Genomic DNA, 22,954 nt, shown 5'->3' on the forward strand with positions numbered 1-22,954 from the left:
CTGGAGCGGTTCGTGGCGGCATCGTTCAAATGAGTGCTAGTCCCTATTGACTAAGCACACCGAACACGGTGGAGCCATGGGTGTCTGCAGCGTATTTAGTCAGGGATTAGAGGTGTTTAGGAGGACGGTGCGTTACCTGCAGCCCGCTGCAGCGTTTGCGCAGGTCAGGTGTTCGTGAGCGATATCAGGGCCTTGGCACTGCAGTCGGCTGCAGGTGGGCGGCTGCGCGGAGGTGGGCTGCAGCCGGAAAGCGCCGCTTCTCTTGACTGTCTATAGAGCAGCCAAAATGCTCCGCCTGGGGGCTGTGGGATTGTTCCCGGCCCCCTTGCGTCTTTCCCGCGCTGATCTGCCGCTAAAGAGAGAGGATCAGGCGGCCGGTGGCGCTCTGCTGTTCCTCGTTTTGGGCTAGGAGGTTATCGAGCATCTTGGAGACGAACCTCTGCTTTGACTTGCGAAGCTGCGCGACGGCATCTATCTGACGTTGCAGCCGCGAGGTCGGGCCGCGCTTGCCGGGAGTGCAGGCAGGCACCTTGCCGACCAGCAGCTCGTTGAGGGCCAGATCGAGCAGTTCGCAGAGGACAGTGAGCATGTTCGCGCCGCCGGCGACCGCCCGACCTCATACTGGGCGAGGGTCTGCTGGGAGGTGCAAAGCTGGTCTGCGAGCGGTTGTCGAGTCATGCCGGGTTGCGCTGGCTACTAGTTGCTTGAAGCAAACATTCGTGCTCAAGCTCACGGACCTCCGAAAGAGCTTGACTCATTCGCGGCGTGTACTGGCACTTGGGTTTAGATCATCTGGCAATTGATCCAGTACTCTCCCATCGGTTGACAAAACAGGCTCTGTAAGTGGATTCTCACCTATGCCTTGTTCGCTCATCGGAACATCAAAGAGCGCCGCTGAAATCGTTGAAGCTCCGGCTAGAACAAAACAACCAAGAATAAAGCGCAAACCAAACCGAAGAGGCAGTTGACCAGAAATAAACAGGAACCCAATGATCGCGACAGAAAGCGTGAGAAGGATTAAACCAAAGCTGCCGCCGATTACAGAAGTGATCCATGCAATCGAGCTTGCCAGCACAGGTTCACCAGTTGGCTCAAACAATGATTGCTGCTGACTGATCACCATCCTCTACTCTGCCACCAGCACTTCACTAACGCACCGCCTACCATTGCGTCGTTCGAGCTGCACATACACATCCACGCTTTCGCGAACGTAGTGCCGCACATCGTCTCGGCTGAGTTTAGAACCTGATTGAAGCACGAGAAGTGAGAGCTGTTCAATTGCCCTCGCTGGTGTGTCGGCATGTACGGTCGTCATGGACCCCGGATGGCCGGTATTGACTGCGCGCAAGAATGTAAAGGCCTCCACCCCGCGCAATTCGCCCAAGACAATCCGATCGGGCCGCATCCTCAACGCGGCGATCAGTAGGTCTTCTGCGGTTACATTCGCTTCACTTTCTTCACCGCGTGCCGCGATCAGACCGACAGCATTTTGATGCCGAATGAACAGTTCGGGCGTATCTTCGATGAGTACGAGGCGTTCGGTTTCAGGTATTTCGCCGAGAAGCGAGTTGAGAAACGTTGTCTTCCCAGACGACGTACCGCCGGATACCAGAATGTTGCGTCGCTCCTTCACCGCACCTCGCAAATGGCTGGCTGCATCCCTCGCTCCTAAAGGCACAAGCTTCCGATCGGATAACCGGGACGCTGGACCGGCGTGCAACCCGTCAAACGCGTCAGCTTCTTCCCAATCAGAAATCGAAAGATCGGCGGAGACATGCCGGCGGATTGCCAGCGCATACCCTTCGCGTGTCGCAGGCGGTGCGGCAATCTGCACGCGGCTGCCATCGGGTAAAGACGCTGCTAGAAGCGGGTGCGCGCGCGAAATGCCCTGCGATGAATACGCCGCGATCTGGCGGGCAAGTCGTTCCAGCAATGCCGAACTGACACTTGGATCGTCGCGCCGTTCAATCCCGCCGCCCAGGCTCTCTATCCAGACCTCGCCTGGTCGATTGATCCAAATGTCGGTAACATCGTTGCGCCCAAGGTAAGGCGCGAGCGGGGCCAGAAAACTGTCCAGATAATATCCTGCGGTCTCCCCGGTGTCTCCATCAAGATCGGTCAAGCTCACGGATCAACACTCGAAAAGTCGAGATCGCGCGCGACGAACACCGATACGCTTGTGCCATGCTTAACCTTGAGCGTTGGGCGGATCGATTCTGTATCTGCAACCTGGACATTCTGGGTGCTGCCCGGCAGCGCGACTATGACACCGTCGCTTGCTTCGTTAACCGCAAGCCCAACTCCAACATCCAAGATCGAGTTCAGCAAGGCTCCGCCAAAACGCTGCCAGAACTTACCGTCTACCTTGCCTTTGATACCCGCTCTTCCAAGCGGATCTGATGAGGGCGAGTCGAGCGCGATCGTTGCGCCATCAGGCCGCATGAGCCGGGTCCACTGAACCAATGCCCGGTTCTGTCCGCGATCAATTCCGGTTTCGTACTCGCCATACAGCCTGCTACCGCGAGGTATCAGAACACGGGTGCCATCGAAGCCGTACATATCGCGCTGGACCAGCGCCCTGGCGCCGCCCGGGCGGGTGGAATCTAACGCAGTTTCAAGCACTGCGGGTATGACTGTGCCTTTGGGGATGGTCTGCGACGGATTGCTGAGGCGGCTCGCTGTCACGCGCTCTAGATCGGAGGTTGCCGCTGAGCTTGGCGCAGGAGGGCGAGGCGCACGGTTCTCGAACACCACCTGCGGGAGGGCTGGAGCAGGTGTGACGGGCTGCACGCGCGGCACAGGTTGAAACGTTGGAAGCAGCGCGGGCAGGACAGGAGCTGGCGGTTGAACGCGCGCCTGTACCGGTTGACGCGGCTCGATAACGGCCGGCTCTGCGAGTGGCTGCATATCAGCAAAGCGTTCGGGAATTCGCAGAGGGTCGGGAGAAGCAATGCGGCCATTGGTGGGGCCGCTTTGGGCTAGCGTTGAGGATGTATCAGCCGCTTCGCGCGCTGAGGACAGGGCATTGAAGAGCCACGCACCGGCAATCGCGAGCACGACGAGAAAAGCCCAAAGGGTCCAGTTTCCATTATTACCAGTAGCCACTACTGGCCGGATGTCACCGGGCTGTCGGTCGCTGCCCGAACCTGCTAGCTTCGCCTCATTCATTGGTCCTCCTCCGGCTTGGTGCTGCGCCGAGCGGTCGCCTTCTCTTTATCAATGCGGAAAACGAGCCGCTCGTGAACGCGGTCGATGACGAAGCGATCGCCGCGCATATAGCCTGCGACCACTTCTTCCTCGCCAGTGGGTCCGATAGCAAAAACTGCTGGAAGGGCTTGGCCTTCAGCGTATTTGATGACGGTTTTAGCGCCATTGTCTCGAACCAAAGCGGGCCGCACAGATTTATCGCCGCGCAATCGGTATGACCAGGCAAGGCCGGTTAGTTCTTCAGCCTTTTGCTGCTGCAGACCTTTAGCCAATCGTTCCGACCCATACTGAAGCCGTACCAGATAAGCTGCTTGCAATCCGCGTCCGGTTTCAAGGATAAACTCATACGAGCGCATATCGGTGTCCACTGCCAGACTGGCAGGTGCTGCACCCGCTTGCGGCGTGACTTGAATGCTGTCTTGCTCGATGGAGACCATCACGTCCCAGGCATTACTGCCGGAAAGGCTGGCCCGGCGGATTGTTTCGCCTGGCTCGAGCATCAGGGTCAATCCGGTCTGCGGCAAGGCCGTTAGAACGATTGCCTCGCCTGAGCGCCATTGCACTGTCTGAATGCGCGGCGTGTCTTGGCCAGGCGTAGGAAATATCTGTGCCGCCAAGGGGGAACAGATTAGGCAAAGCGCTGCGGTCAAGACGATTGGCTTCATGGTTGGGGCTGCGCTTCTGGCTGCTCAATGCCGTTAACGATGTTCTCTTCAGGCAGTGTTTCTGCATCTCGGCGATAGCTGGTGACCTGAAAGCCAAGCGGATTTATGTACCTGTCAGCCTCGGTCATCGCAGCGGTGCTAAAGCCGTACCCAATGATGGCGATCCAATGTTGTGAAATCTGCGGCGCTGCGCCCGGATCAATGCGGGCCGTGGTGAAGCGCACCATTGAACGCCCTTCCGAGAGGGTCGAGACGCTCTTTATCTCAGTCTTGATCGTCGCTCTGCCCGGCAAGTACGCAAGCGGGCTGGCCGGATTGCTTGCGTCCATTGCGCGGCTGTATTGCTGCGTTACCGTATTATCCGACCACAATCCCACCTTGCGATAATCGGTCTGCAGGCTGTCCTGCGAAAAGCTTTCGCGTGCGGTTACATACTGAACCAGCATTGAGCGGGTTAGCGCGGCATCGGGCGTGACAAGCATCTCGTCAATGGGGCTGAGGCCTTCCACATTGCCGGTTTGGCGGTCGACCAGTAGCGTGTAGGGCTCGACCGTCTTGAGCGGAACGAGAAGAACAAGTGCAGCCGCTTCGAGCAGCGCGATCAGCGCAGCGATGATCGCGACAGCCCAAGCGCGCCGGTTGGAGCGTTCGAGGTCCTCGGTAACGCTTTTCGCCCAGCTTTCGGCGACAGGCAGGTCGGGAAAATCGTGGTCTGGCCTAGCGGTCATGAAGTTTTGTCCCGCATGGTTGCGGCCCGTGATGGTCTGGTGGCGGAACGGCGGTAGGAATTACCCAGACGCGGCGATCTCGTCGCATTGTCTGGTGCTTCGCCAGCGTTTGCTGTTCTCGGCGTCTCGCTGCGCAGCAATCTCGAACCCAAATATTCGTTTTCGCGGCGGATCGAGCTTTCGATCTTGTTGCTGATCCGCTCCGCGCGCAGGATTTGAGGCTGCGATTGGAGCTGGTTCGAAGATACAAGGATTGGAGACGCCGCGGCCGGTTCGGCAAACCGCGCGAAGTCTGGCAGTGTAAGCCATCCGCGGTTGAACACAATTTTGGCGAGGAACCACAGCATCACCAGCTGCACGATTGCAAAGGCAAGCATGATCGCAAACAGTTCGGTCGGCGCTGACGGAACGGCATAGCCCAAGCTGCGCACGCGCACTGCATCGGCGAGGAATGGCTCAAGGATGGCCAGTTGTACGCTTAGCACCATGGTCGCCCCGACCGAGCCCGCCACGGTCAGGACAATCCCCTTTAGCCATCCGGCAAAAATCCCCCGCGTTTGATTGAAGAAGTATAACGCGGCCACAACTGGTGCGAGTGCAAGCAAGAGACCCGCTCCGATCCGCAGCAGCGCGAGCGAACCTATGACGCTCGCGAGATACAGCAGCCGTGCCGAGCCGAATGCGGAATCGTCTTGCAGGGCGGTCCCTTCGAAGGTCGCACCCGGCTCATTCTGATCAATGAATTGCCCTGTGTTTCGCCCGGTTCCGATCGTCGTCAATTGCACCACGGCATTGTCGACCTCCTGAAGCCGCGCAGGAAATCCTTCGGCGTTCGCGTTCCCGCTGCCCGCTTGGATCACGCTTGCGATCTCAGCAGGGCCTTTGAGGGTCACGTCGTAGACCACCGTGCGGAAGGCAGGCCAGGAAAACGCGAGTGTCAGGACAATGCCGATCTTGAGCACATCATAGACCAGATCGCGAGCCCCCGGAGTAGGGCCGAACAAAAGGCGGATGCCGAAAAAGGCGATAAACAGGGTAAGAAGGCCTGCGACCAAAGTGGATGCGACCGAACCAGGCTGACCCAGCGCCATATAGCCATAGCTGCCGATCACCTGCGCCTGACAATCGATATGCGACAGCACGCGCACAAGAAACTGTTCGCCCGTGATGATAGCAGGACAGGCCATCAGGCAGCTTTCTCCAGCAAAACGTGAAGCCAATTGGCGGGATCGGGGCCGGTCTTCCCGACCAGCTCGTCGAACAGCCTGACGGTCTTTTCGCGGCCCGACAAGATCGTCAGCAGGTCCTGCTCGCCCGACAGGTCAAGCCGCGCCACCACGCTTTCACGCCCATGCTTGATCAAAAAGCAATGCGAGGTGTCGGGCAAAGTGCGGACCAGATCAAATTCGTGGCGAGAAAGCCCGAACCCGTTGATGTAATGCTCCGGCCGCGCTTTTGGATTGATCATGAATATCTGCGTTGCAGCCTGTTCAATGATGGCGCTGGCGATCTGGCTTTCGAGCGCATCCTGCGCGCTCTGCGTGGCGAAACCGACAATGCCGTTGCGTTTGCGGATTGTCTTTTCCCAATCCTTGATCCGGCGCACGAACACTTCGTCATCAAGCGCCTTCCAGCCCTCGTCAATGATGATGATAGCGGGCTCGCCGTCCAGTCTTTGTTCGACCCGGTGGAAGAAATAGAACATCGCAGGCGTGCGGGCAGTTGGATCGTCAAGGATCGCGGTCATGTCAAAGCCGACTGTCTCCGATGAAAGGTCGGTCAGATCCTTGGCATTGTCGAACAGCCAGGCGCGCTCGCCCTGACCCCACCAGGGACGCAGTCTCGAATACAAATCATCTGAATGCGGGCGCGCTCCGCCCCGGAACAGCTCCACGAGGTAGCGAAGGCGGCGGCGTTCGATTGGCTGCTGGAAGCTCGTGTCGATAGCATCACGGATCTGGTCGAGTTCAGCGCTGGATGCGGTTCCAGCGAGCAGGGTTAGCCACTCGATCAGGAACTAACGGTTGGTCGGCGTGTCATCAAGCTGCAGCGGATTGAGACCGGAGCGCGTTTCAGAGGTTAACCGGTCATAGGTCCCGCCAATTGCACGCAAAAACAACTCCGCACCGCGATCCTTGTCGAAGAAGATGATGCGCGGATGAAAGCGGCGAGCCTGGGCGAGCAAGAAGTTAAGCACAACGGTCTTGCCGGAACCGGACGGCCCGATAACCGTAAAATTGCCAAGATCCTGATTGTGCCAATTGAAGAAATAGGGCCCAGCAGCGGTCGTCTCCAGCAAAGTAACTGCCTCGCCCCAATGATTTCCCTGCGCGCGCCCAACCGGAAAATTGTGCAGGCTGGCAAGGCCAGCAAAATTGGTTGTCGAAACCAGACCGCGCCGCCCGATATAGCGAAAATTGGCTGGGAACTGCGCCCAGAATGCCGGCTCCAGCGCAATGTCCTCGCGAACCGCATTGATCCCTAGATCAGCCAGCATCGCCGTGACTTCGGCAACGTGATCCTGAAGAGCAGCGATGCTTTCGGCATGGACTGCGATAGTTGTGTGATGCTCTCCAAACCCGGCGCGTCCGGCTGCGACTTCATCTTTCGCACCCGTGAGCTCGTCTCGCAGCGACAGCGCTTCATCCTCGGCCGATTTCATGCGCCTTAGCGCAAGGTTCATCTGCCCGAGTGCCTGCGCGCGCTCAACCATCGCAAAGCTCTGTGTGACGTGCAGTTCGAATGGAAGCCGGTACAGCTCGTCAAACATCCCTGGAAAGGTCGCTCCGGGATAATCTTTTACCGATATCATCGCGATGAAGCGGCGCGGCAGCTGACCCATCGGAGCAAGTTCGACCGTGTCCTGACCAAAACTGATTCGCCGGGCTGGGATAAAATGCCCAAGGTCCCCATGCGGCATCGCCACAGGACGCATATCGGCATTGAACAAGCAGGAGAGGAACTCCAGCGGTTCTGACCGTTTGCCATCGGGCGTGTCGTAAGCGCTCAGAGCCCGCGGATCATAGGCTGACAGGGACGCCGTCAGAGCTTCCCTCGCGCGGTCCAATGCGCTTTTCTCAGCAGCAATGAGCCCAGCATTGGTATTTGAACTGCGCGCGAACCGGCCGCGTAGCCGGTCGAGTAAACCGATGCGCCCTTGAAGCGGGCGACGCACGATCGTGAGAAACAGCTCATTTACATAAAGCTGTTTGCCGCTGAGCTTCTCCCGCCAGCGCTCGTCCAGCTGGACAGAGAAATCATCCGCCGTAACAGGACTGAGCGCAGCCTCGGCGCTCCTCCGCACTACGTGATGGTAGATTGCAAAGCGAGACGAACCAAGCGTCCGCAGCATCGCATCGCGTAGGCTGCTGCGGTAATTCAATTCCTCGCTATCTGCGGTTTCGAACAGCAGGCCGCCCAGCCTGACTGTTTGCATGAGCAAGCCATCGCGGGTCTCAATCGTTACATCGTCAAGATGCCGCGCGTAGGGCAGGTGCTCGCCAGCAGCAGTCTCGTACTTAATCGTTTTGGGATCGCGCGTCAGGGGCGGTAGGAATTGCATCGCCACACCGAGTAATTCTTGATCCGCGGACAGTTGCGCACCCGCGTTATCCAAAGGTCGAAGATACGCGGTTCGCGCAAGCTCACGAGGATACCTATGCCGTGAATGAGGACGGCAATTAGGAGCACCCACCATGCTCTAAATATCAGAAAGAGCTCTACAGCTATAATCGCGTTGATGACAAAAAATGTATAACTGACCCCGGCGAACATTTGCGGCCGCGTAAGCGCTACGAACAAGGTGTCACGGCGAAGCTCTTCGGTCACGGATTTTCCTTTGCGCACTCCAAGCACTTAATCAGAGAACATCTCTTGTGTCACTTGAGAAAATCTAAAGTAATGCCTCCTGCCAAGCGAAAAAATACGCCAAAACCTGAGAATCGACCATTACTTGCCTTTTAGTTGTCGCGCGCTAACCTCACTCGGCCTCGGGGATTGTCGTAAGTCCGAGCATCGCGATGCTCTTCAATCAAGGAGACATCGTGATGAGGATTTTGTCGAAGCGTCAGGTCAAGGAGCTGGTTCTGTATTCGCCTCAGCACATCGCACGCCTGGAAAAGGCCGGCCTATTCCCCAAGCGGGTACAGCTGGGCCCGTGCCGGGTCGGATGGGTTGAGGACGAAGTGCTGGAGTGGCTCCGCGTGCGCCTGGAAGGCCGAGACTAACCTGTCCGGCACTCCTGAAAAGGAGCGGGTGATCGGGGGTGCACACCCCGGTCACCCATTTAGGGGGGGATTAAAAGGGGGGACACATTGTGGAATGTGAGGCGTGTGGGGCGGCTCTTGGGGCGAGGTCTGCGTTTTGTCCAAAATGCGGTGAGCTGACAGTACGCGGAGCGTCGTTTGCAGAGCGCACAGCGTTGGCGCTGTCCGGCGGCGCGGGCCGCGCCGGCGAGCAGCTCTCTGCGCTGTCTGACTATGTCAGGCAACCAGAGAACCGCAAGCAGGTCATTGGAGGAGCAATCCTGCTCGCAGTTCTCCTTGCTATTTTGACAAGCAATTCGATCTCGAATGGAATCGGGTCGGTGTTCGAACGTGAACTTGCAGGACCTCAGCTAACGGCTGAAGGTTTACCCTACTTTACTGCTTACGAAGACGTCTTCGTCTCTGACGCGATCGCCTACCACGTGATAGGTCCTGCAAATGTCCGTGCCTTCCCGACGAGCCAAGACACCGAAGTCCTTTTCAGTTTAGCCGAAGGAACCCTTGCAAGCGCAAGCGAGGTAAAAGCGTTCGACCCAAGCTCTCGGTGGCTCAAGCTCGCCGACGGCCAATATGTATGGGGCCGAAATTTGGAGCCCTTCGAGATCATCGCGGACGGAAACGTCGCTGCGATCCCTGACTTCTTACATGGCACTTGGTCTTCGATGGACACATGCCGAGGTTTTGATGCCAACCACGAGATTGTGATCGAAGCGGATGGCTTCCGGTATTCGGGCATGACCGGAAGATTGGAGAGCATCTCGGCAGATGATCGCGGCAAGCCAATCTACAACTTCGCAATGAGTGATGAAGAATGGAGCTGGTTCGAAAGCTATAGCATCACGGTCAATGAGGGCGCGATGACACTTTTCTTCGATAGTCTGGTCAATCACGAAAGAGGCTTCAGGCCATTCCACCGACCTGAAATCGACTGCACGGCAGCGGTCTTCGAATGATCGATGGGGATAACCCCATTTCGCGGCGCTTCCCATGGACGACCAATCGAAGCATCCAGCGTCCGGAGCTCTTATCGCGCTTGATGAGCCACAGACCCTGGCCATCAGCATACTTGCCTGACCCAAGGTTCTTGGCCTTCATTTGCGTGAGTGCACTGAACTTCAAAAGCCACCTTTCTAGCCACCCTGATGGGTGCGACACAGTGGTATTTGATGTTCAGCGATGCGTCAATGACATCACCTCAAACGCCCGGGTTTCCAAGGGTTTTAGTGATGATATGTTCAACTATGGGAAAAGAGTAATGGTGCGGTCGAGAAGACTCGAACTTCCACGGGCGTTAGCCCACAACGACCTCAACGTTGCGCGTCTACCAGTTCCGCCACGACCGCACTCGGGTAATCTGGACAACAAAGCTGTGCTGCCCCTGGTAGGAGCGCGCCCGTAGCAAGGGGTTCCGGGCAGTGCAAGCGCTTTGACGCGCACTGCGCTGCCGGATGTCGTATTTTGGGATGGCGCGCAGGAGACGAGGCGGGCGCTGCTGCTTGGCCGAAACGCTGCCCGGTGCGATCAGTTAGGTGCCCAGCCGATTTCGACCAAGCGGGCTGCGGCGGGCACGTCGGCGATCGCCTGCGTCACGTTCATGCTCTCACCCGGGGCAAGTTCCCGCTGTGAAGGGACGATGGGCCAAGTGCCGACCTGCCGCCCTCTTTCATCGCTGAAGACCACCAGCAGACTGGGAACCGTAACCGTTTCTTGGCTATCATTGGTGATGGTGCCGCGGACACGAAAGATTTCCGCACCTGTCTCAAGCGTTTCCGTGCGCTGCCCCTCGACAGGAAAATCGAGAGTGAGATCGGAATTGCCGATCCCGAACGTAGGTTGCTGGATCGGGACCCAGCTTGGCAGGCCGTAATAATTGACAGCAAAGACGGTGCCCGTCGCGAGCAGGGCGAACGCCGCTGCGGCGATGGTCCACATTTTAAGCGGATTGCGCCGCGCGCTGAAGGGCGGGGAATAATCGAACCCGGATTCTGCCTCAGTATCTTCATCCTCGTAGGGATAGTGGTAATCAGCGTCATCGCCGGTTTCGGCATCGGCGTGCTGATCGGCCAGCGGGTCTGCGACCGGTTCGCTGGGTTCGTCTACAATGGGCCGGGCCACCGGCTCTTCGGCAAACGGTTTTTCGGTTTCTCCGCGGTCCTTGTTGGTCAGACCCTGCCTTAGAGCACGCGCTGCAATGCCGCCTGCTACCGGATCGACCGGATCAACCCCTTGCGGACGGGAATACGGGGCTTTCACGCTGTCTGGCGTGCGCCAGTGGTTGACCGATGGAGCCGCTGTTTCGGCAGGCGGCGTAGGTGCAGGCGCCGGACTCGGTGTGGGCGCTGGTCCCGCCTCAGGTTCAGCCCGTTCCGGTGACGGAGAAGCCTCGGTAGGGGCGGGGCTGGGGGCCGGGGTAGCGGCGGAAGGTGTTTCATCTGCCTTTTCGGTGAGGTCCAGCGGCTGCGGATCCTGAAACCAGGAATGCTTGCACTTGGCGCAGCGCACCGTCCGGCCTTCGATCCCGATGGCCGAATCCGGCACTACATATCGCGTCGAGCAAGCAGGGCAGGAAATAATCATGGTGTAAAATTCAATAAGCACGGGGGCGGCGGGCACAAGTGCGGGGCACGCTTCACCGCCCGAATCGGTGCTTTTTTCCACATCGCTGCACCATTCGGGTGCTTTGAGGGCGGCAAACCCACACCTGTTTGGCAGGATTGGCTAGCACCGGCACAAGGGCGCTGATAAGCCCGACTGATGAACGAGCGGCCAAGCGAAATTGTGAAATTCGACAATGTCGGGCTGCGCTATGGCACTGATCCAGAGGTGCTGAGCGATCTCAGCTTTACGCTCCATCCGGGCAGTTTCTATTTCCTGACCGGAGCCAGCGGGGCGGGTAAGACAAGCCTTTTAAAACTGCTCTACCTTGCGCAGCGGCCTTCGCGCGGCGCGATCCGCATGTTTGGCGAGGACATGATTACCTTGCCGCGGGAACGCCTGCCGGAATTTCGCCGGCGGCTTGGTGTCGTGTTCCAGAATTTCGGGCTGGTCGATCACCTGTCTGCGTTCGACAATGTTGCCCTGCCGCTGCGCCTGTCCGGCACGCATGAAGGCAAGGTGATGAAAGCGGTGTCGGATATGCTTGAATGGGTGGGCCTGTCGCACCGTGCGCAGGCCATTCCGGCCAGAATGTCAGGCGGGGAGCAACAGCGCGTCGCCATCGCCCGCGCTGTCATCGCGCGCCCCGCCATGCTGATAGCGGACGAGCCGACCGGCAATGTCGATCCCGAAATGGCGCTGAAACTGCTGCGCCTGTTCGAAGCGTTGAATAACCGGGTCGGCACGACAGTCGTTGTCGCCACCCACGACGTGCACCTTTTGAAGAAAGTGCCGGATTCGCTCATCATGCGGCTCAACAAGGGCCGCCTTTCCGACCCGACCGGTGCGCTCCGCTTTCCCCCGCTCCGCGAAACCACGGGCAAGGTGGGCGCATGAGCAACAATCCCGCCGCTCCCGAAGGCAGAAAGCCGCCCAGGACTTTCGCGCCAAGCCCCGATGCAAAGGCAAAGCTGCGCGGTAGCCTGGCGGGAAAATTGCTGCCGCAGACCCGTTTCGGAGGACCGATCCCGTGGGTCATAGCGATCCTAATCGCGCTGGTGGTGATTGCGGCGGCGGGCGGATTGTCGCTGCGCAACCTTGCCGACAGCGCGCGCGCCGATCTTTCCGGCTCTGTAACCGTGCAGATTGTCGAAGCCGATCAGGCACGCCGCGCGCAATTGGCGCAGGATGCAGCCATACTGCTCTCTGCTCAGCCGATCGTGGCCGATGTTCGCATTGTGCCGGAGGCCGAGCTTGCCGCATTGCTTGAACCGTGGCTGGGCACGGCGGCGACGGGCGATACGGTGCCGATGCCCGCTCTAATCGATGCCGAATTGGTGCGCCGCGCGGATGAGGCGGAGATTGCGACGCTTCAGGCGGCGCTGGACGCGGGCGTGCCCGGCGCACGGATTGATGCGCAGTCGGATTGGCTGCGGCCCGTCTACGATGCGCTGGCCGCTTTGCAATATCTGGCGCTTGCGCTGATTGCGCTGGTGGCGCTGGCGACTGCTGCGGCGGTTTGGCTGGCCGCGCGCAATGCCTTTTCGAACCACCGCGATACGGTGGAGATATTGCACCTGCTGGGCGGAACCGACACACAGATCACCCAGATATTCCAAAGGTCCGTCGTGCGCGATGCCGTCTTCGGCGCGGCGATGGGCCTGGTGCTGGGCCTTGCGGCGGTCTGGCTGCTTGGGCGGCAGTTTTCCGCACTTGATAGCGGAATGATTGGCGCGGGCGGTCTTGGTATGCCGGATTGGATTGTGATTGCAGCCATACCCGTCGCTGGCGTAGTGCTGGCCCTGATCACGGGGCGGATCACGATTAAGCTCGCCCTCAAATCTATGTTGTAAAGCTGGACGATGGTGTTTCGACGAGCCTTTTCTGCCGCGGTCCTAATCTGGGCGCTGGGCTTTGTCTGGTTTGCGTTCGCGCTGCCGGAACCGGCCAGCCCTGTTGAAACCGATGCCGTGGTCGTCCCGACCGGCGGCGGAGGCAGGATCGCGCAAGGGATCGCAGTGCTTGATGCGGGCCTTGCCGACCATTTGCTGGTCAGCGGCGTCGACCGCGAAGTGAAGCCCGGCGAATTTGCCGCGCAATTCGGCGTCGATGAGGCGCAACTGGAATGCTGCATCACATTGGGCTTTGCCGCGGTCGATACGCGCAGCAACGCCTCTGAAACCGCCAAATGGGTCGAGGATAACGAGGTCCGGTCGCTCCGGCTGGTAACGACTGACTGGCACATGCGCCGCGCCGCAGGGGAGCTGTCTCGCACGCTGCCAAACGGGGTGACGGTCGTGCGCGATGCTGTGCCGTCCGAACCCAGCTTTGCAAACCTGTTCCTCGAATATCACAAGCTGCTGGCCAGCTGGGCTGCAGGACTGATCGGCCTGTGAAAACCATTGCGGCGATTTTGCGAAGTCTGGTGTTCTACCTCGTCTTTTACGGATTTTCCGCCGTGCTGGTGGTGGCCTCGGTTCTCGCCGTGCCGTTTGGGCGGGAAAGACTAAGAGGTGTGGTCGCCACCTGGGGCGTCTGGCATCGCTGGTGCGTCTGCAACATAATCGGGATTGAGATTGTCCAAGAGGGTGTAATCCCCGACGAGCCTGTGCTGATCGCGGTCAAACACGAAAGTTTTTTCGAAGCAATCGACATGCCGCGCCTCTTCAGTTTCCCGACCGTGTTTGCAAAACGCGAATTGTTCTGGATCCCGGGCTGGGGTTATTCTGCCAAAGTATATGGTCTGATTCCCGTCGCCCGCGATGGCGGCGCGGGCGCTCTGCGCACCATGATCTCCACCGCGCGCAGCCGCGTGAACGAAGGCAGACCTCTGGTGATTTTTCCGGAGGGGACGCGGGTGCGACACGGGCACGAAGTTCCGTTGCAATCCGGGTTTGCGGGCATTTACAAACTACTCGGCCTGCCGGTCGTGCCGATCGCGGTCGATAGCGGGCCGCTGTATCACCGGCTGGACAAACGGCCCGGTACTATCACCTATCGCGTAGGCGAGACGATCCCTGCCGGATTATCGCGCCCTGAAATCGAAAAGCGGGTCCACTCTGCGATCAACGCGCTGAATCGCTGAATTCGCGCCTATCAGGAATGATCCTCTCGCCCGAAGTCGGGGCGATCATCGTCCTGACCCTCCTCAATCACCTGCCTGCGGATCGCGCGGGTCCGGCTGAACAGGTCATGCAAAGTGTCGCCGTCGCCTGACCGGATGGCGCGTTGCAGCGCGGTCAGGTCTTCGCTGAAACGGCCCAGCATCTCCAGCACGGCGGACTTGTTCGACAGAAAGACATCGCGCCACATCACCGGATCGGACGCTGCAATGCGGGTGAAATCGCGAAAGCCGCCAGCGGAATATTTGATCACCTCGCTGCGGGTCACATCCTCAAGGTCGCTGGCGGTTCCGACGATGGTGAAGGCGATAAGGTGCGGGATGTGGCTGGTCACGGCCAGCACCAGATCGTGATGTTCTGCATCCATGATCTCGACCCGAGCGCCCAGCTGCGTCCAGAATGCGCTCAGCGCTTCGACGGCCTGCTGGTCGGCATCCTTGGCCGGTGTGATGATGCACCAGCGATTGGTGAATAGGCTGGCAAATCCGGCCTCCGGCCCGCTTTGCTCGGTGCCGGCGACGGGGTGGGCGGGAATGATCGTGTGGTTCGGCAGCGCGGCCAGCAGCGCCTCGGCAACGCTTTGCTTGGATGAACCCACATCGCTGATAATCGCATGATCGGGCAGGGCCGGGGCCATGGCGCGCGCCGCCGCCTCCATCGCGCCAACGGGCACACACAGAATTACCAGATCGGCATTGGCGACGGCATCTTCGATTCGGTCGCACACCGCATGCACCAGGCCGCGATCCTTGGCCCTTGCGCGGACATCGGGGTCACGGTCAAAGCCCGAGGTGTGAATGCCGGGCGCGTGTTCACGGATTGCGAGCCCGACCGAACCGCCCAGCAGGCCTAGGCCGATTACAGCAACGCGCTGGATCATGCGGTTTCACCGCAAAGCTGGCGCAGGACGGCGATGATCCGGTCCATATCCTGCGTCTTGCCGATGGTGATGCGCAAGGTGTGGTCCAGTCCGGGTTCAGGCAGGTGGCGCACGGCATATCCCGCCTCCGCTATCGCGCCCAGCGCGTCTTTGGCCGTGATGCTGCCGGTAAATTCGACGAGGAGGAAATTCGCCTCGCTAGGCACGCTGGAAAGGCCGTGATTGCCCAGCGCCGCAATCGCCTCTTCCAGACGTGTGCGTTCAGCACGGTTATGCTCCCGGCTTTGTGCGACGAATTCCTGATCGCCCAATGCGGCGAGCCCGGCGCGCTGACCGCTTACCGTGACGTTGAAAGGGCCGCGAATACGGTTGAGCGTGTCGATCAGGCCGGGCGCACCTGTGGCCCAGCCAATGCGTTCCGCGGCAAGACCGTAAATCTTGGAAAAGGTGCGCGTCACCAGCACGTTTTCATTCTCAGCGGCAAGTTCAAAGCCGACATTTTGCAAAGCCGGGTCGAGATATTCTGCATAGGCTTCGTCAATGACCAGCAAAGCGTCTTCTCGCAGCCCTGCGTGAAGGCGTCTTACCTCGTCAGGCGCGATCCAGGTGCCGGTTGGATTGTTCGGATTTGCGAGGAACACTACGCGGGTGTTGTCAGTCACCGCGCCAAGCAGCGCATCGACATTCGCGGTAAAATCGGTGTCTTCGGCTACAACCGGCGTCGCCCCGCACCGGCGGGCGGCGATATCGTATACGGCGAAAGATCGGCGGCTGAACAGCACCTCGTCGCCCGGCCCGGCAAACCCTTGCGCGGCGAGATTGAGGAGTTCGTCCGATCCCGTCCCGCACACGATCCGGTCTGGATCAAGCCCGTGAAGCTCGGCCAGTCTCGCGCGCAAGGCGGCCGATGATGGATCCGGATACGTCGCCGCCTCATCGCGCGCAGCCTCCAGCGCGCTAAGTGCCGCCGGGCTTGATCCCAGCGGGTTTTCATTCGCCGACAGTTTGACAAGCGCGCGGCCATCGCTCGCGGTGGACTTGCCCGGTTTGTAGGCGTGGATGCCAAGGATCCAGGGTTTGGGTTCGGGGCGTGTGGTCATACGGGGCGAGGCGATAACCGCTTCGCCCGCGCAATAACAGCGGCAATTGAAGGTGCTGGGGGCCAAGTCCGATTGACACCGCGTCAGGCCTCCCCCAATTCGAAAAGCCGATGAACGCCGCGACCGCCTCCAACCTCTATTCGCTCCCTGCCGATCTGCCGCTCGATAGCGGTCAGGCGCTGGGCGGGGCGCAGATCGCGTATGAGACATATGGCGATCTGGCGGCGGACCGGTCCAACGCGATACTCGTCTGTCATGCCCTCACCGGCGATCAATATGTGGCGAGCGAGCATCCGATCACGGGCAAACCCGGCTGGTGGGAGCGGATGGTCGGGCCGGGCAAGCCGATCGACACGGATCGCTACCACGTCATTTGCGCCAATGTGATCGGCAGCTGCATGGGTTCTACCGGCCCGGCGAGCGCGGGCAAGGATGGTGCGCCTTATGCAATGCGCTTTCCCGTCATCACCATCCGCGACATGGTCCGCGGGCTGGTCGCCTTGCTTGATGGGCTGGGAATTGACCGGCTGCATGCGGTCGTCGGCGGTTCGATGGGCGGGATGCAGGCGTTATCCCTTGCGGCAAACTGGCCGCAGCGCGCCCAGCGGGTTCTGGTCATCGCCTCGACCGCGCGCCATTCGGCGCAAAACATCGCGTTTCACGAGGTCGGCCGGCAGGCGATCATGGCCGATCCCGCATGGTCCGACGGCAATTATTATGCAGGCGAGGCCTCGCCTGACAACGGCCTCGCGGTGGCGCGCATGGCTGCCCACATCACGTATCTTTCCGAAGCGGGCCTGACAGAGAAATTCGGGCGGCGTTTGCAGGACCGGCCCGACGGGACAAAGGGCGCGAAAAGTTTTGGCTTTGACGCCGATTTTCAGGTCGAAAGTTATCTGCGGTATCAGGGCAGCGGCTTTACCCAGCGGTTTGACGCGAACTCATACCTCTACATCACCCGCGCGATGGATTATTTCGATCTCGCTGAAGAGCATGGCGGCAGGCTCGCCAATGCATTCGAGAATGCCAGCGCGCGGTTCTGCCTCGTCAGCTTTGACACCGATTGGCTGTATCCGACCTCCGAAAGCCGCCACATCGTTCACGCTCTTAACGCGGCAGGGGCTAAGGTCAGCTTTGTCGAATTGTCAGCGCCCAATGGCCACGACAGTTTCCTGCTCGCGCACGAGCAGCTTGACCGGGTGGTTCAGGGGTTCATCGAATGACCGGCGCGCATCCCGCCTTAAGACCCGATCTTGCCGCCATCGCCGCGCATGTCAGGCCCGGTTCGCGCGTGCTGGATATTGGCTGCGGCGACGGCGCTTTGATGGCGGAGCTTGAGGCGGCCAGCGATGTCGATGCGCGCGGGCTGGAGCTCGATCCGCAGATGGTGGAACGCTGCGTCGCTCGCGGGCTTTCGGTGGTTCAAGGGGATGCGAACGCCGATCTGGAAAATTACCCGGACAAGGCATTCGATTACGCGATCCTCAGCCAGACCCTGCAAACAGCAGCCCGGCCCGATCTGATGCTGGATGAGCTGCTGCGCGTCGGGGCCAAGGCGTTCGTCAGCTTTCCCAACTTTGCCCATTGGCAAACCCGCGCCGCGCTGATGTTTGGCGGGCGTATGCCGGTCACGCGCGCGCTGCCTGTCAGCTGGTATGAAACCACCAACATCCACCACGTTACCGTTGATGATTTCCGCGAATTGGCCCGCGCAAAGGGCGCGCAGATAGAACGGGCGTGGTTTTTCGCAGGCGAGAAACAAATCGGCGCGCCAGCAGCAAACTGGCGCGCCGAATTCGCGGTGTTTCAGCTTTCGCGTTAAGCGTCAGCCGCGATTGATGCCGCAGACCTTGTGGCCGTCGGGGTCGAGGAAATAGCACAGGTTCATCGTGCCCATCGAACCTTCACGCGGTCCGGGTGGGTCTTCGACGCTGGTGCCCCCATTGGCGATGGCAACATCGTGCAGCTTTTGAACCTGGTCCAGACTGTCACAGGCGAAACCGATCGTGAAACCGTTCGCGGTGTTTGCAGGCTCGCCATTGATCGGCTCGCTGATAGAGAAAGTGTGCCCGCCGTGGATATAGAACAGCCGGGTCTGGCCGGTGTCGTTGACATGTTCCATCGGCTCGCCCGCGCCCAGCACGCCGAGCACGGCATTATAGAATGTTTTGGACCGCTGAATATCGCTTGATCCGATCATTACGTGGCTAATCATATTTGAATGGTTCCTCTCCAGATTCATCCCCTGACTAAGCGAGCCGCTAAGACGCGGCAAGCGGATCATTGCTGTAGTGGGCGGTTAAGTTGTTCCATGATAGGTTCGCGAACATGTTCACTCATATCACCGCCGCCGCCCTGCTCGCCTTGACGACGCAGGCCCCCGCAGCATCGATGCATCAGGTCCAGCTAAGCCCCGCTTTAAGCCAGCAAAGCAAGGCGCTGGTGCGCTGCTCGGCTGCCTTTGCGCTGATTTCGTACGGGCAGGACATCGGCAATGAAGCCGCGCTGAAATGGCCGGTGCTTGAAACGCGCGGGAAGGAATTTTTCGTGCGCGCCCTGGCGCAGCTGATGGATGAAACCGGGCTTGACCGTGAAGGTATCTCGGCGCTTGTCGGCGCGGAGGCGCAGCGCCTTACTGATGCGGGCGAGACCGAAAAAGTCATGCCTGCGTGCCTGATTATGCTGGACGGTTCGGGCCTCTAAAAAACTGCGTTGACGCAGCGTCATTGTGTTGGCTTTTGCTGATGCTTTCGGGCATTGGTTAATGCGTAATGTGGCAACTCTATCAATTTCCCCTGTGTCCCTTCAGCCGTAAAATCAGGCTTTTGATGGGCGAGAAGAATATTGCCTACGACCTTGTCCGCGAAGATCCGTGGTCGGCATCCGACATGTTCTTCAACCTGAACCCCGCTGGCCGAACTCCGGTTCTAGTGAATGAGGATAAATGTGTAGCTATCGCTGACAGCCGGGCCATCGGGGAATATTTTGAAGAGACGGTGGATCGGTCCCCGATGATCAACGGGACGGCGACAGGCCGCGCGGAAATCCGCAGGCTAACGGCGCTGTTCGATGAAAATTTCTACAACGACGTCACAGCCCCGCTTTTGTCAGAGCGGATGAAGAAACGCATCGTCCTGCGCCAGCCGCCAGACAGCCGCGCCCTGCGCGAAGCGATGAAGATGGCGCATGGCCACCTTGATTACATGGACTGGTTGATCGACAACCGCCCGTGGCTGGCGGGATCGACGATGAGCATGGCCGATCTGGCCGCCGCCGCGCAGATCAGCGTGGCGGATTATCTCGGCGGGATCGACTGGAACGGGCATGAACAAACGCGCGGATGGTATGCGGTGTTTAAAAGCCGCCCCAGTTTCCGCCCGCTTCTCACCGAGCGGATGGATGTTATCAAACCGCCTGCGCATTACGCGCTGGTCGATGGTTAGGGTTGGAACGCCTGCGCCCCAGCACCATTTAAGGTGTGATGGAGAACCAGAATGACCGATGATCCAAAAACTGTTTCAGACACCGAATGGCGCGAAAAGCTAACCCCTGAACAATACCACGTCCTGCGCGAAGCGGGGACAGAGCGCGCCTTCACCGGCGAATATGACAAGCACTACGAAGACGGCGAATATATGTGTGCGGGCTGCGGCACGGTGCTGTTTGAAAGCGATGCGAAATACAATAGCGGCTGCGGCTGGCCCGCTTTCACCAAACCAGCGGACGAGGAAACGGTCGAGGAAAAGCGCGACGTTTCCTTTGGCATGATCCGCACAGAGGTGCTGTGCGCAAAATGCGGCGGACATCTGGGCCACGTATTTCCCGATGGCCCGCCAGAGGCGGGCGGAATGCGGTACTGCATCAATTCCGCCGCGCTCGATTTCGACAAGGACGATTGAGCCTGCTTGCGCAATCCCCGATCCAAACCGCGAACAATGTGAAGCCGAGTGTTCACGCAGGGTTACAACTTGCCTATGCACTGCCGGGACGACCATTTTATTGCATGGACCGGTAAAGCAGCATGTCGAAACGGGGTGACCGATTGCAGAACAAGGGCAAGCGCGGCTCTCGCCGGGCTGCGGCTGAGCGTGCCGGTTCGGGTACCCGTTCACGCCGGGGCAAGAGCAGCCCCAAATCGTCCCGCTCCGCAAAATCCGGCAAGCCGCAATCGCCGATCTGGCGCTGGACCAAAAGGCTGGCACTGTGGGGCGGCGCGGCGGCGCTGCTGGGTGCGATCTTCCTTGCATTTGCGGTCGGTTTTGCGGCGCGGTCAATTCCCAGTTTCTACCAGTTAAAAGCGACACAAAACGCCCAGACCATCCTTGTCCGCGCGCGAGACGGGTCTGAAATCGTCGAATTGGGGCCAAGTTTCGGCGAATGGCTCGATTACGATGACATCCCCGACAACATGAAAAATGCGATGGTCGCTGTCGAAGACCGGCGGTATTTCTCGCACTTCGGGATCGACCCCTACCGGCTCGGCGGAGCGATCATCGAAGGGGTGACCGGCGATGACCGTATCGGCGGCACGTCGACCATCAGCCAGCAGCTCGCCCGCAACGTCTTTCTCAATTCCAACCGTACGTTCGACCGTAAGGCGCGCGAAGCGGTGCTGGCGATGGCGCTGGAATGGAAATTCTCCAAAGAACAGATTCTCGAGCTGTATCTCAACAAGGTGTATTTCGGCGGCGGCGCATACGGTGTCGACAGCGCGAGCCGCAAATTCTTCAGTCACCCGGCCACCGATCTCACCGTCGCGGAGTCCGCGATCATCGCGGGTCTGGTAAAAGCGCCCAGCCGGTATTCCCCCACCGCCGATGTCGATGCTGCCGTCGCCCGTGCGCGCACGGTTTTGCGGTTGATGCGCGAGCAGGGATATATCACCGCGCAGCAGGCCAGCGTCGACGTCGATACCGTTGAATTGAAACAGCAGGCCGGACAAAATTCGGTGCGGTATTTCACCGACTGGGCGCTGCCACAACTGGATATCCTGTTGCCGGAAACTTTCGCTCCGATTGAGGTCTGGACGACGCTGGATGTCGGTATGCAGCGCGCTGCCACCGCCTCGATCGAATCCAACACGCCCGATGGTGCGCAAGGCGCTTTGGTAAGTCTGGACCGCGACGGTGCGATCCTCGCGCTGGTGGGCGGCACCGATTACGTCGAGAGCAATTTCAACCGCGCAACCAGCGCGATGCGCCAGCCCGGTTCGTCCTGGAAACTGTTCGTCTATCTCGCCGCGCTGGAGGCGGGATACACGCCCGACGACCGCGTGGTTGATACCCCGGTTACGATTGATAACTGGAGCCCGCGCAATTCCAACGGGCGCAATATCGGTGAAACCAACATGCGCACCGCCTTTGCCTATTCGGTCAACACCGTCGCGGCGCAACTGGGCAATGAAGTCGGCTTCGGCACGGTTGCATCAATGGCGCGCCGGTTTGGCATCACCACGCCTGTTTCCACCTTCCCCTCGATGGTGCTTGGCTCTTCCGAAGTTCGCCTGATCGACATGACGCGCGCATTTGCAACCGTGTCTTCGAAAGGTGTGGGGGTGCAGCCTTACGGCATCTTGAAAGTCACCGCCGCCAGCGGTGAAACGCTATACGAACGCGAAGAACCCCGGCGCAACACTGTGGTTGCCGATTATGTCGTGGCCGGAATGACCGATCTTTTGCAAACTGCGGTCCAGACTGGCACGGGCCGCGCGGCGCAGATCGGCAGGCCGGTCGCGGGCAAGACCGGGACCACCAGTTCGAACAAGGATGGCTGGTTTGTCGGCTTTTCCTCTGGCGTGACAACAGGTGTGTGGATGGGCCGCGATGACGCGCAGCCTGTGCCCGGCCTACAGGGCGGCCGCTCGCCTGCGCGCGCATTTGCCGCCTATATGCGCTATGCGGTGAAGGATCGTCCGGTCGAACAGTTCGATATAGAGTTGAACCTGCCGGAATGGCGGTTGGAGCCGGATGAGGAATATCTCTACGGCGACCCGGACGATTATTACTTCATCGACGAAGACGGCAATCTGATTGAGCCGGGCCGCCGCGATCCGTCGAACAATCCGTTCGATATTGAGGGCGAGCAGCGCGATCCGCCGGTCGATCAGGGCCGCATTGAAACACCGCGTGTCGATCCGCCGCCTGCGGTGAGCGAGGATTTCCTTGAACGGGCGACAGGCGGGGAATTGCCCGGCGGCGGTAACAATCGCACCGCGCCTGCGCCCGATCCCGGCACCCCGCAGCGCCAGCAGACATCGGGCCGGGTGCCAGACGGCGTGCGCGTGATCCGGCCGGAGCAGGACACCGCCGCGCAGCAATAATTGTGGCTGCATGGGATACGAAAAAGGGCGCTGCCAGCATCTGCTGCAGCGCCCTTTTTCATGTGGGTGTTAA

Annotated in this window: 24 protein-coding genes, 1 tRNA gene and 2 pseudogenes; 12 read left to right on the forward strand and 15 right to left on the reverse strand. The window is 59.7% G+C overall.

The window, feature by feature from the left end; translation table 11 throughout:
* Positions 1–352 precede the first annotated feature (352 nt).
* From ACGHU1_RS14340 to ACGHU1_RS14385, 10 genes and pseudogenes are all read right to left on the reverse strand, one after another.
* Complete coding sequence (locus ACGHU1_RS14340; RefSeq protein WP_390588226.1) at positions 353–589, reverse strand: hypothetical protein; 237 nt, start codon at positions 587–589, stop codon at positions 353–355.
* 41 nt (positions 590–630) lie between these two features.
* Positions 631–678 (reverse strand): annotated as a pseudogene (locus tag ACGHU1_RS14345) (hypothetical protein); the annotation flags it as partial.
* Positions 679–754: 76 nt separating this feature from the next.
* The gene (locus tag ACGHU1_RS14350; RefSeq protein WP_390588044.1) at positions 755–1,123 is read right to left on the reverse strand and encodes a hypothetical protein; all 369 of its coding nucleotides are present in this window, start codon (positions 1,121–1,123) and stop codon (positions 755–757) included.
* Positions 1,124–1,126: 3 nt separating this feature from the next.
* Positions 1,127–2,128 carry a P-type DNA transfer ATPase VirB11 gene (virB11, locus tag ACGHU1_RS14355; protein ID WP_390588046.1) on the reverse strand — a complete coding sequence of 334 codons (1,002 nt, stop codon included), beginning with the start codon at positions 2,126–2,128 and terminating at the stop codon, positions 1,127–1,129.
* A complete protein-coding gene (locus ACGHU1_RS14360; RefSeq protein ID WP_390588047.1) occupies positions 2,125–3,168 on the reverse strand; it encodes a TrbI/VirB10 family protein in 1,044 nt (347 codons plus the stop codon). Before ACGHU1_RS14360 ends, virB11 begins: the two co-directional genes overlap by 4 nt.
* Entirely contained in the window at positions 3,165–3,872 is a 708-nt protein-coding gene (locus ACGHU1_RS14365; RefSeq protein WP_390588048.1) for a TrbG/VirB9 family P-type conjugative transfer protein, read from the reverse strand. Before ACGHU1_RS14365 ends, ACGHU1_RS14360 begins: the two co-directional genes overlap by 4 nt.
* Positions 3,869–4,600, reverse strand: a complete 732-nt coding sequence (locus tag ACGHU1_RS14370; RefSeq protein WP_390588049.1) for a virB8 family protein — start codon at positions 4,598–4,600, stop codon at positions 3,869–3,871. Before ACGHU1_RS14370 ends, ACGHU1_RS14365 begins: the two co-directional genes overlap by 4 nt.
* Positions 4,597–5,787 (reverse strand): type IV secretion system protein, encoded by a 1,191-nt coding sequence (locus ACGHU1_RS14375; protein ID WP_390588050.1) that lies wholly within the window; start codon positions 5,785–5,787, stop codon positions 4,597–4,599. The genes ACGHU1_RS14370 and ACGHU1_RS14375 overlap by 4 nt, the downstream gene beginning before the upstream one ends.
* Positions 5,787–8,162: pseudogene (locus ACGHU1_RS14380) on the reverse strand (VirB4 family type IV secretion/conjugal transfer ATPase). The gene ACGHU1_RS14375 and the pseudogene ACGHU1_RS14380 overlap by 1 nt, the downstream one beginning before the upstream one ends.
* On the reverse strand, positions 8,141–8,374 hold the full coding sequence (locus tag ACGHU1_RS14385; protein WP_390588220.1) for a type IV secretion system protein VirB3: 234 nt from the start codon (positions 8,372–8,374) through the stop codon (positions 8,141–8,143). The pseudogene ACGHU1_RS14380 and the gene ACGHU1_RS14385 overlap by 22 nt, the downstream one beginning before the upstream one ends.
* A gap of 272 nt (positions 8,375–8,646) precedes the next feature.
* Here ACGHU1_RS14385 and ACGHU1_RS14390 point away from each other — a divergent pair, with 272 nt between their 5' ends.
* On the forward strand, positions 8,647–8,826 hold the full coding sequence (locus ACGHU1_RS14390) for a helix-turn-helix transcriptional regulator (protein ID WP_390588222.1): 180 nt from the start codon (positions 8,647–8,649) through the stop codon (positions 8,824–8,826).
* Between the two features lie 194 nt (positions 8,827–9,020).
* Positions 9,021–9,818 carry a hypothetical protein gene (locus ACGHU1_RS14395; RefSeq protein ID WP_390588051.1) on the forward strand — a complete coding sequence of 266 codons (798 nt, stop codon included), beginning with the start codon at positions 9,021–9,023 and terminating at the stop codon, positions 9,816–9,818.
* Positions 9,819–10,121: 303 nt separating this feature from the next.
* On the opposite strand, the gene ACGHU1_RS14400 is transcribed toward ACGHU1_RS14395, so the two are convergent.
* A tRNA-Leu gene (locus ACGHU1_RS14400) sits at positions 10,122–10,208 on the reverse strand.
* 178 nt (positions 10,209–10,386) lie between these two features.
* Positions 10,387–11,403 (reverse strand): FxLYD domain-containing protein, encoded by a 1,017-nt coding sequence (locus tag ACGHU1_RS14405; protein WP_390588053.1) that lies wholly within the window; start codon positions 11,401–11,403, stop codon positions 10,387–10,389.
* Positions 11,404–11,619: 216 nt separating this feature from the next.
* Between ACGHU1_RS14405 and ftsE the strand changes: the two genes are divergently transcribed.
* The 4 genes from ftsE to ACGHU1_RS14425 are packed head-to-tail and all read left to right on the forward strand — an operon-like array spanning position 11,620 to position 14,545.
* On the forward strand, positions 11,620–12,357 hold the full coding sequence (gene ftsE / locus ACGHU1_RS14410) for a cell division ATP-binding protein FtsE (protein ID WP_390588055.1): 738 nt from the start codon (positions 11,620–11,622) through the stop codon (positions 12,355–12,357).
* Positions 12,354–13,313, forward strand: a complete 960-nt coding sequence (locus ACGHU1_RS14415; RefSeq protein WP_390588057.1) for a cell division protein FtsX — start codon at positions 12,354–12,356, stop codon at positions 13,311–13,313. The genes ftsE and ACGHU1_RS14415 overlap by 4 nt, the downstream gene beginning before the upstream one ends.
* Before the next feature lie 12 nt (positions 13,314–13,325).
* Complete coding sequence (locus ACGHU1_RS14420; RefSeq protein ID WP_390588224.1) at positions 13,326–13,856, forward strand: YdcF family protein; 531 nt, start codon at positions 13,326–13,328, stop codon at positions 13,854–13,856.
* Positions 13,853–14,545 (forward strand): lysophospholipid acyltransferase family protein, encoded by a 693-nt coding sequence (locus ACGHU1_RS14425; protein WP_390588059.1) that lies wholly within the window; start codon positions 13,853–13,855, stop codon positions 14,543–14,545. The genes ACGHU1_RS14420 and ACGHU1_RS14425 overlap by 4 nt, the downstream gene beginning before the upstream one ends.
* 11 nt (positions 14,546–14,556) lie before the next feature.
* Here ACGHU1_RS14425 and ACGHU1_RS14430 read toward each other — a convergent pair whose 3' ends face one another.
* Both ACGHU1_RS14430 and hisC read right to left on the reverse strand, forming a co-directional pair.
* Positions 14,557–15,462 carry a prephenate/arogenate dehydrogenase family protein gene (locus ACGHU1_RS14430; RefSeq protein ID WP_390588060.1) on the reverse strand — a complete coding sequence of 302 codons (906 nt, stop codon included), beginning with the start codon at positions 15,460–15,462 and terminating at the stop codon, positions 14,557–14,559.
* On the reverse strand, positions 15,459–16,562 hold the full coding sequence (hisC, locus tag ACGHU1_RS14435) for a histidinol-phosphate transaminase (protein WP_390588062.1): 1,104 nt from the start codon (positions 16,560–16,562) through the stop codon (positions 15,459–15,461). Before hisC ends, ACGHU1_RS14430 begins: the two co-directional genes overlap by 4 nt.
* A gap of 110 nt (positions 16,563–16,672) precedes the next feature.
* On the opposite strand from hisC, the gene ACGHU1_RS14440 reads away from it, so the two are divergent.
* Both ACGHU1_RS14440 and metW read left to right on the forward strand, forming a co-directional pair.
* Complete coding sequence (locus tag ACGHU1_RS14440; RefSeq protein WP_390588064.1) at positions 16,673–17,785, forward strand: homoserine O-acetyltransferase; 1,113 nt, start codon at positions 16,673–16,675, stop codon at positions 17,783–17,785.
* Complete coding sequence (gene metW / locus ACGHU1_RS14445) at positions 17,782–18,384, forward strand: methionine biosynthesis protein MetW (RefSeq protein ID WP_390588066.1); 603 nt, start codon at positions 17,782–17,784, stop codon at positions 18,382–18,384. The genes ACGHU1_RS14440 and metW overlap by 4 nt, the downstream gene beginning before the upstream one ends.
* A gap of 3 nt (positions 18,385–18,387) precedes the next feature.
* Here the strand turns inward: metW and ACGHU1_RS14450 are convergent, their stop codons facing one another.
* On the reverse strand, positions 18,388–18,777 hold the full coding sequence (locus ACGHU1_RS14450; protein ID WP_390588068.1) for a VOC family protein: 390 nt from the start codon (positions 18,775–18,777) through the stop codon (positions 18,388–18,390).
* 113 nt (positions 18,778–18,890) lie between these two features.
* Between ACGHU1_RS14450 and ACGHU1_RS14455 the strand changes: the two genes are divergently transcribed.
* The 4 genes from ACGHU1_RS14455 to ACGHU1_RS14470 all read left to right on the forward strand — a co-directional run bounded on the left by ACGHU1_RS14455 (position 18,891) and on the right by ACGHU1_RS14470 (position 22,881).
* On the forward strand, positions 18,891–19,265 hold the full coding sequence (locus tag ACGHU1_RS14455; RefSeq protein WP_390588069.1) for a hypothetical protein: 375 nt from the start codon (positions 18,891–18,893) through the stop codon (positions 19,263–19,265).
* Between the two features lie 68 nt (positions 19,266–19,333).
* Complete coding sequence (locus ACGHU1_RS14460; protein WP_390588071.1) at positions 19,334–20,005, forward strand: glutathione S-transferase family protein; 672 nt, start codon at positions 19,334–19,336, stop codon at positions 20,003–20,005.
* A 51-nt stretch (positions 20,006–20,056) separates the two neighbouring features.
* On the forward strand, positions 20,057–20,461 hold the full coding sequence (msrB, locus tag ACGHU1_RS14465; protein ID WP_390588073.1) for a peptide-methionine (R)-S-oxide reductase MsrB: 405 nt from the start codon (positions 20,057–20,059) through the stop codon (positions 20,459–20,461).
* 122 nt (positions 20,462–20,583) lie between these two features.
* Entirely contained in the window at positions 20,584–22,881 is a 2,298-nt protein-coding gene (locus tag ACGHU1_RS14470; protein ID WP_390588075.1) for a transglycosylase domain-containing protein, read from the forward strand.
* Positions 22,882–22,954: the final 73 nt, after the last annotated feature.

Origin of the sequence: Erythrobacter sp. MTPC3 (assembly GCF_042854385.1) — a bacterium.
Lineage (GTDB): Bacteria > Pseudomonadota > Alphaproteobacteria > Sphingomonadales > Sphingomonadaceae > Erythrobacter.

Coding starts and splice junctions, on each gene's coding strand:
- ACGHU1_RS14340 (WP_390588226.1), bottom strand. CDS start 589: ATGCTCACTGTCCTCTGCGAACTGCTCGATCTGGCCCTCAACGAGCTG.
- ACGHU1_RS14350 (WP_390588044.1), bottom strand. CDS start 1,123: ATGGTGATCAGTCAGCAGCAATCATTGTTTGAGCCAACTGGTGAACCT.
- ACGHU1_RS14360 (WP_390588047.1), bottom strand. CDS start 3,168: ATGAATGAGGCGAAGCTAGCAGGTTCGGGCAGCGACCGACAGCCCGGT.
- ACGHU1_RS14365 (WP_390588048.1), bottom strand. CDS start 3,872: ATGAAGCCAATCGTCTTGACCGCAGCGCTTTGCCTAATCTGTTCCCCC.
- ACGHU1_RS14370 (WP_390588049.1), bottom strand. CDS start 4,600: ATGACCGCTAGGCCAGACCACGATTTTCCCGACCTGCCTGTCGCCGAA.
- ACGHU1_RS14375 (WP_390588050.1), bottom strand. CDS start 5,787: ATGGCCTGTCCTGCTATCATCACGGGCGAACAGTTTCTTGTGCGCGTG.
- ACGHU1_RS14385 (WP_390588220.1), bottom strand. CDS start 8,374: ATGTTCGCCGGGGTCAGTTATACATTTTTTGTCATCAACGCGATTATA.
- ACGHU1_RS14390 (WP_390588222.1), top strand. CDS start 8,647: ATGAGGATTTTGTCGAAGCGTCAGGTCAAGGAGCTGGTTCTGTATTCG.
- ftsE (WP_390588055.1), top strand. CDS start 11,620: ATGAACGAGCGGCCAAGCGAAATTGTGAAATTCGACAATGTCGGGCTG.
- ACGHU1_RS14415 (WP_390588057.1), top strand. CDS start 12,354: ATGAGCAACAATCCCGCCGCTCCCGAAGGCAGAAAGCCGCCCAGGACT.
- ACGHU1_RS14430 (WP_390588060.1), bottom strand. CDS start 15,462: ATGATCCAGCGCGTTGCTGTAATCGGCCTAGGCCTGCTGGGCGGTTCG.
- hisC (WP_390588062.1), bottom strand. CDS start 16,562: ATGACCACACGCCCCGAACCCAAACCCTGGATCCTTGGCATCCACGCC.
- ACGHU1_RS14440 (WP_390588064.1), top strand. CDS start 16,673: ATGAACGCCGCGACCGCCTCCAACCTCTATTCGCTCCCTGCCGATCTG.
- metW (WP_390588066.1), top strand. CDS start 17,782: ATGACCGGCGCGCATCCCGCCTTAAGACCCGATCTTGCCGCCATCGCC.
- ACGHU1_RS14450 (WP_390588068.1), bottom strand. CDS start 18,777: ATGATTAGCCACGTAATGATCGGATCAAGCGATATTCAGCGGTCCAAA.
- ACGHU1_RS14455 (WP_390588069.1), top strand. CDS start 18,891: ATGTTCACTCATATCACCGCCGCCGCCCTGCTCGCCTTGACGACGCAG.
- ACGHU1_RS14460 (WP_390588071.1), top strand. CDS start 19,334: ATGTGGCAACTCTATCAATTTCCCCTGTGTCCCTTCAGCCGTAAAATC.
- msrB (WP_390588073.1), top strand. CDS start 20,057: ATGACCGATGATCCAAAAACTGTTTCAGACACCGAATGGCGCGAAAAG.
- ACGHU1_RS14470 (WP_390588075.1), top strand. CDS start 20,584: ATGTCGAAACGGGGTGACCGATTGCAGAACAAGGGCAAGCGCGGCTCT.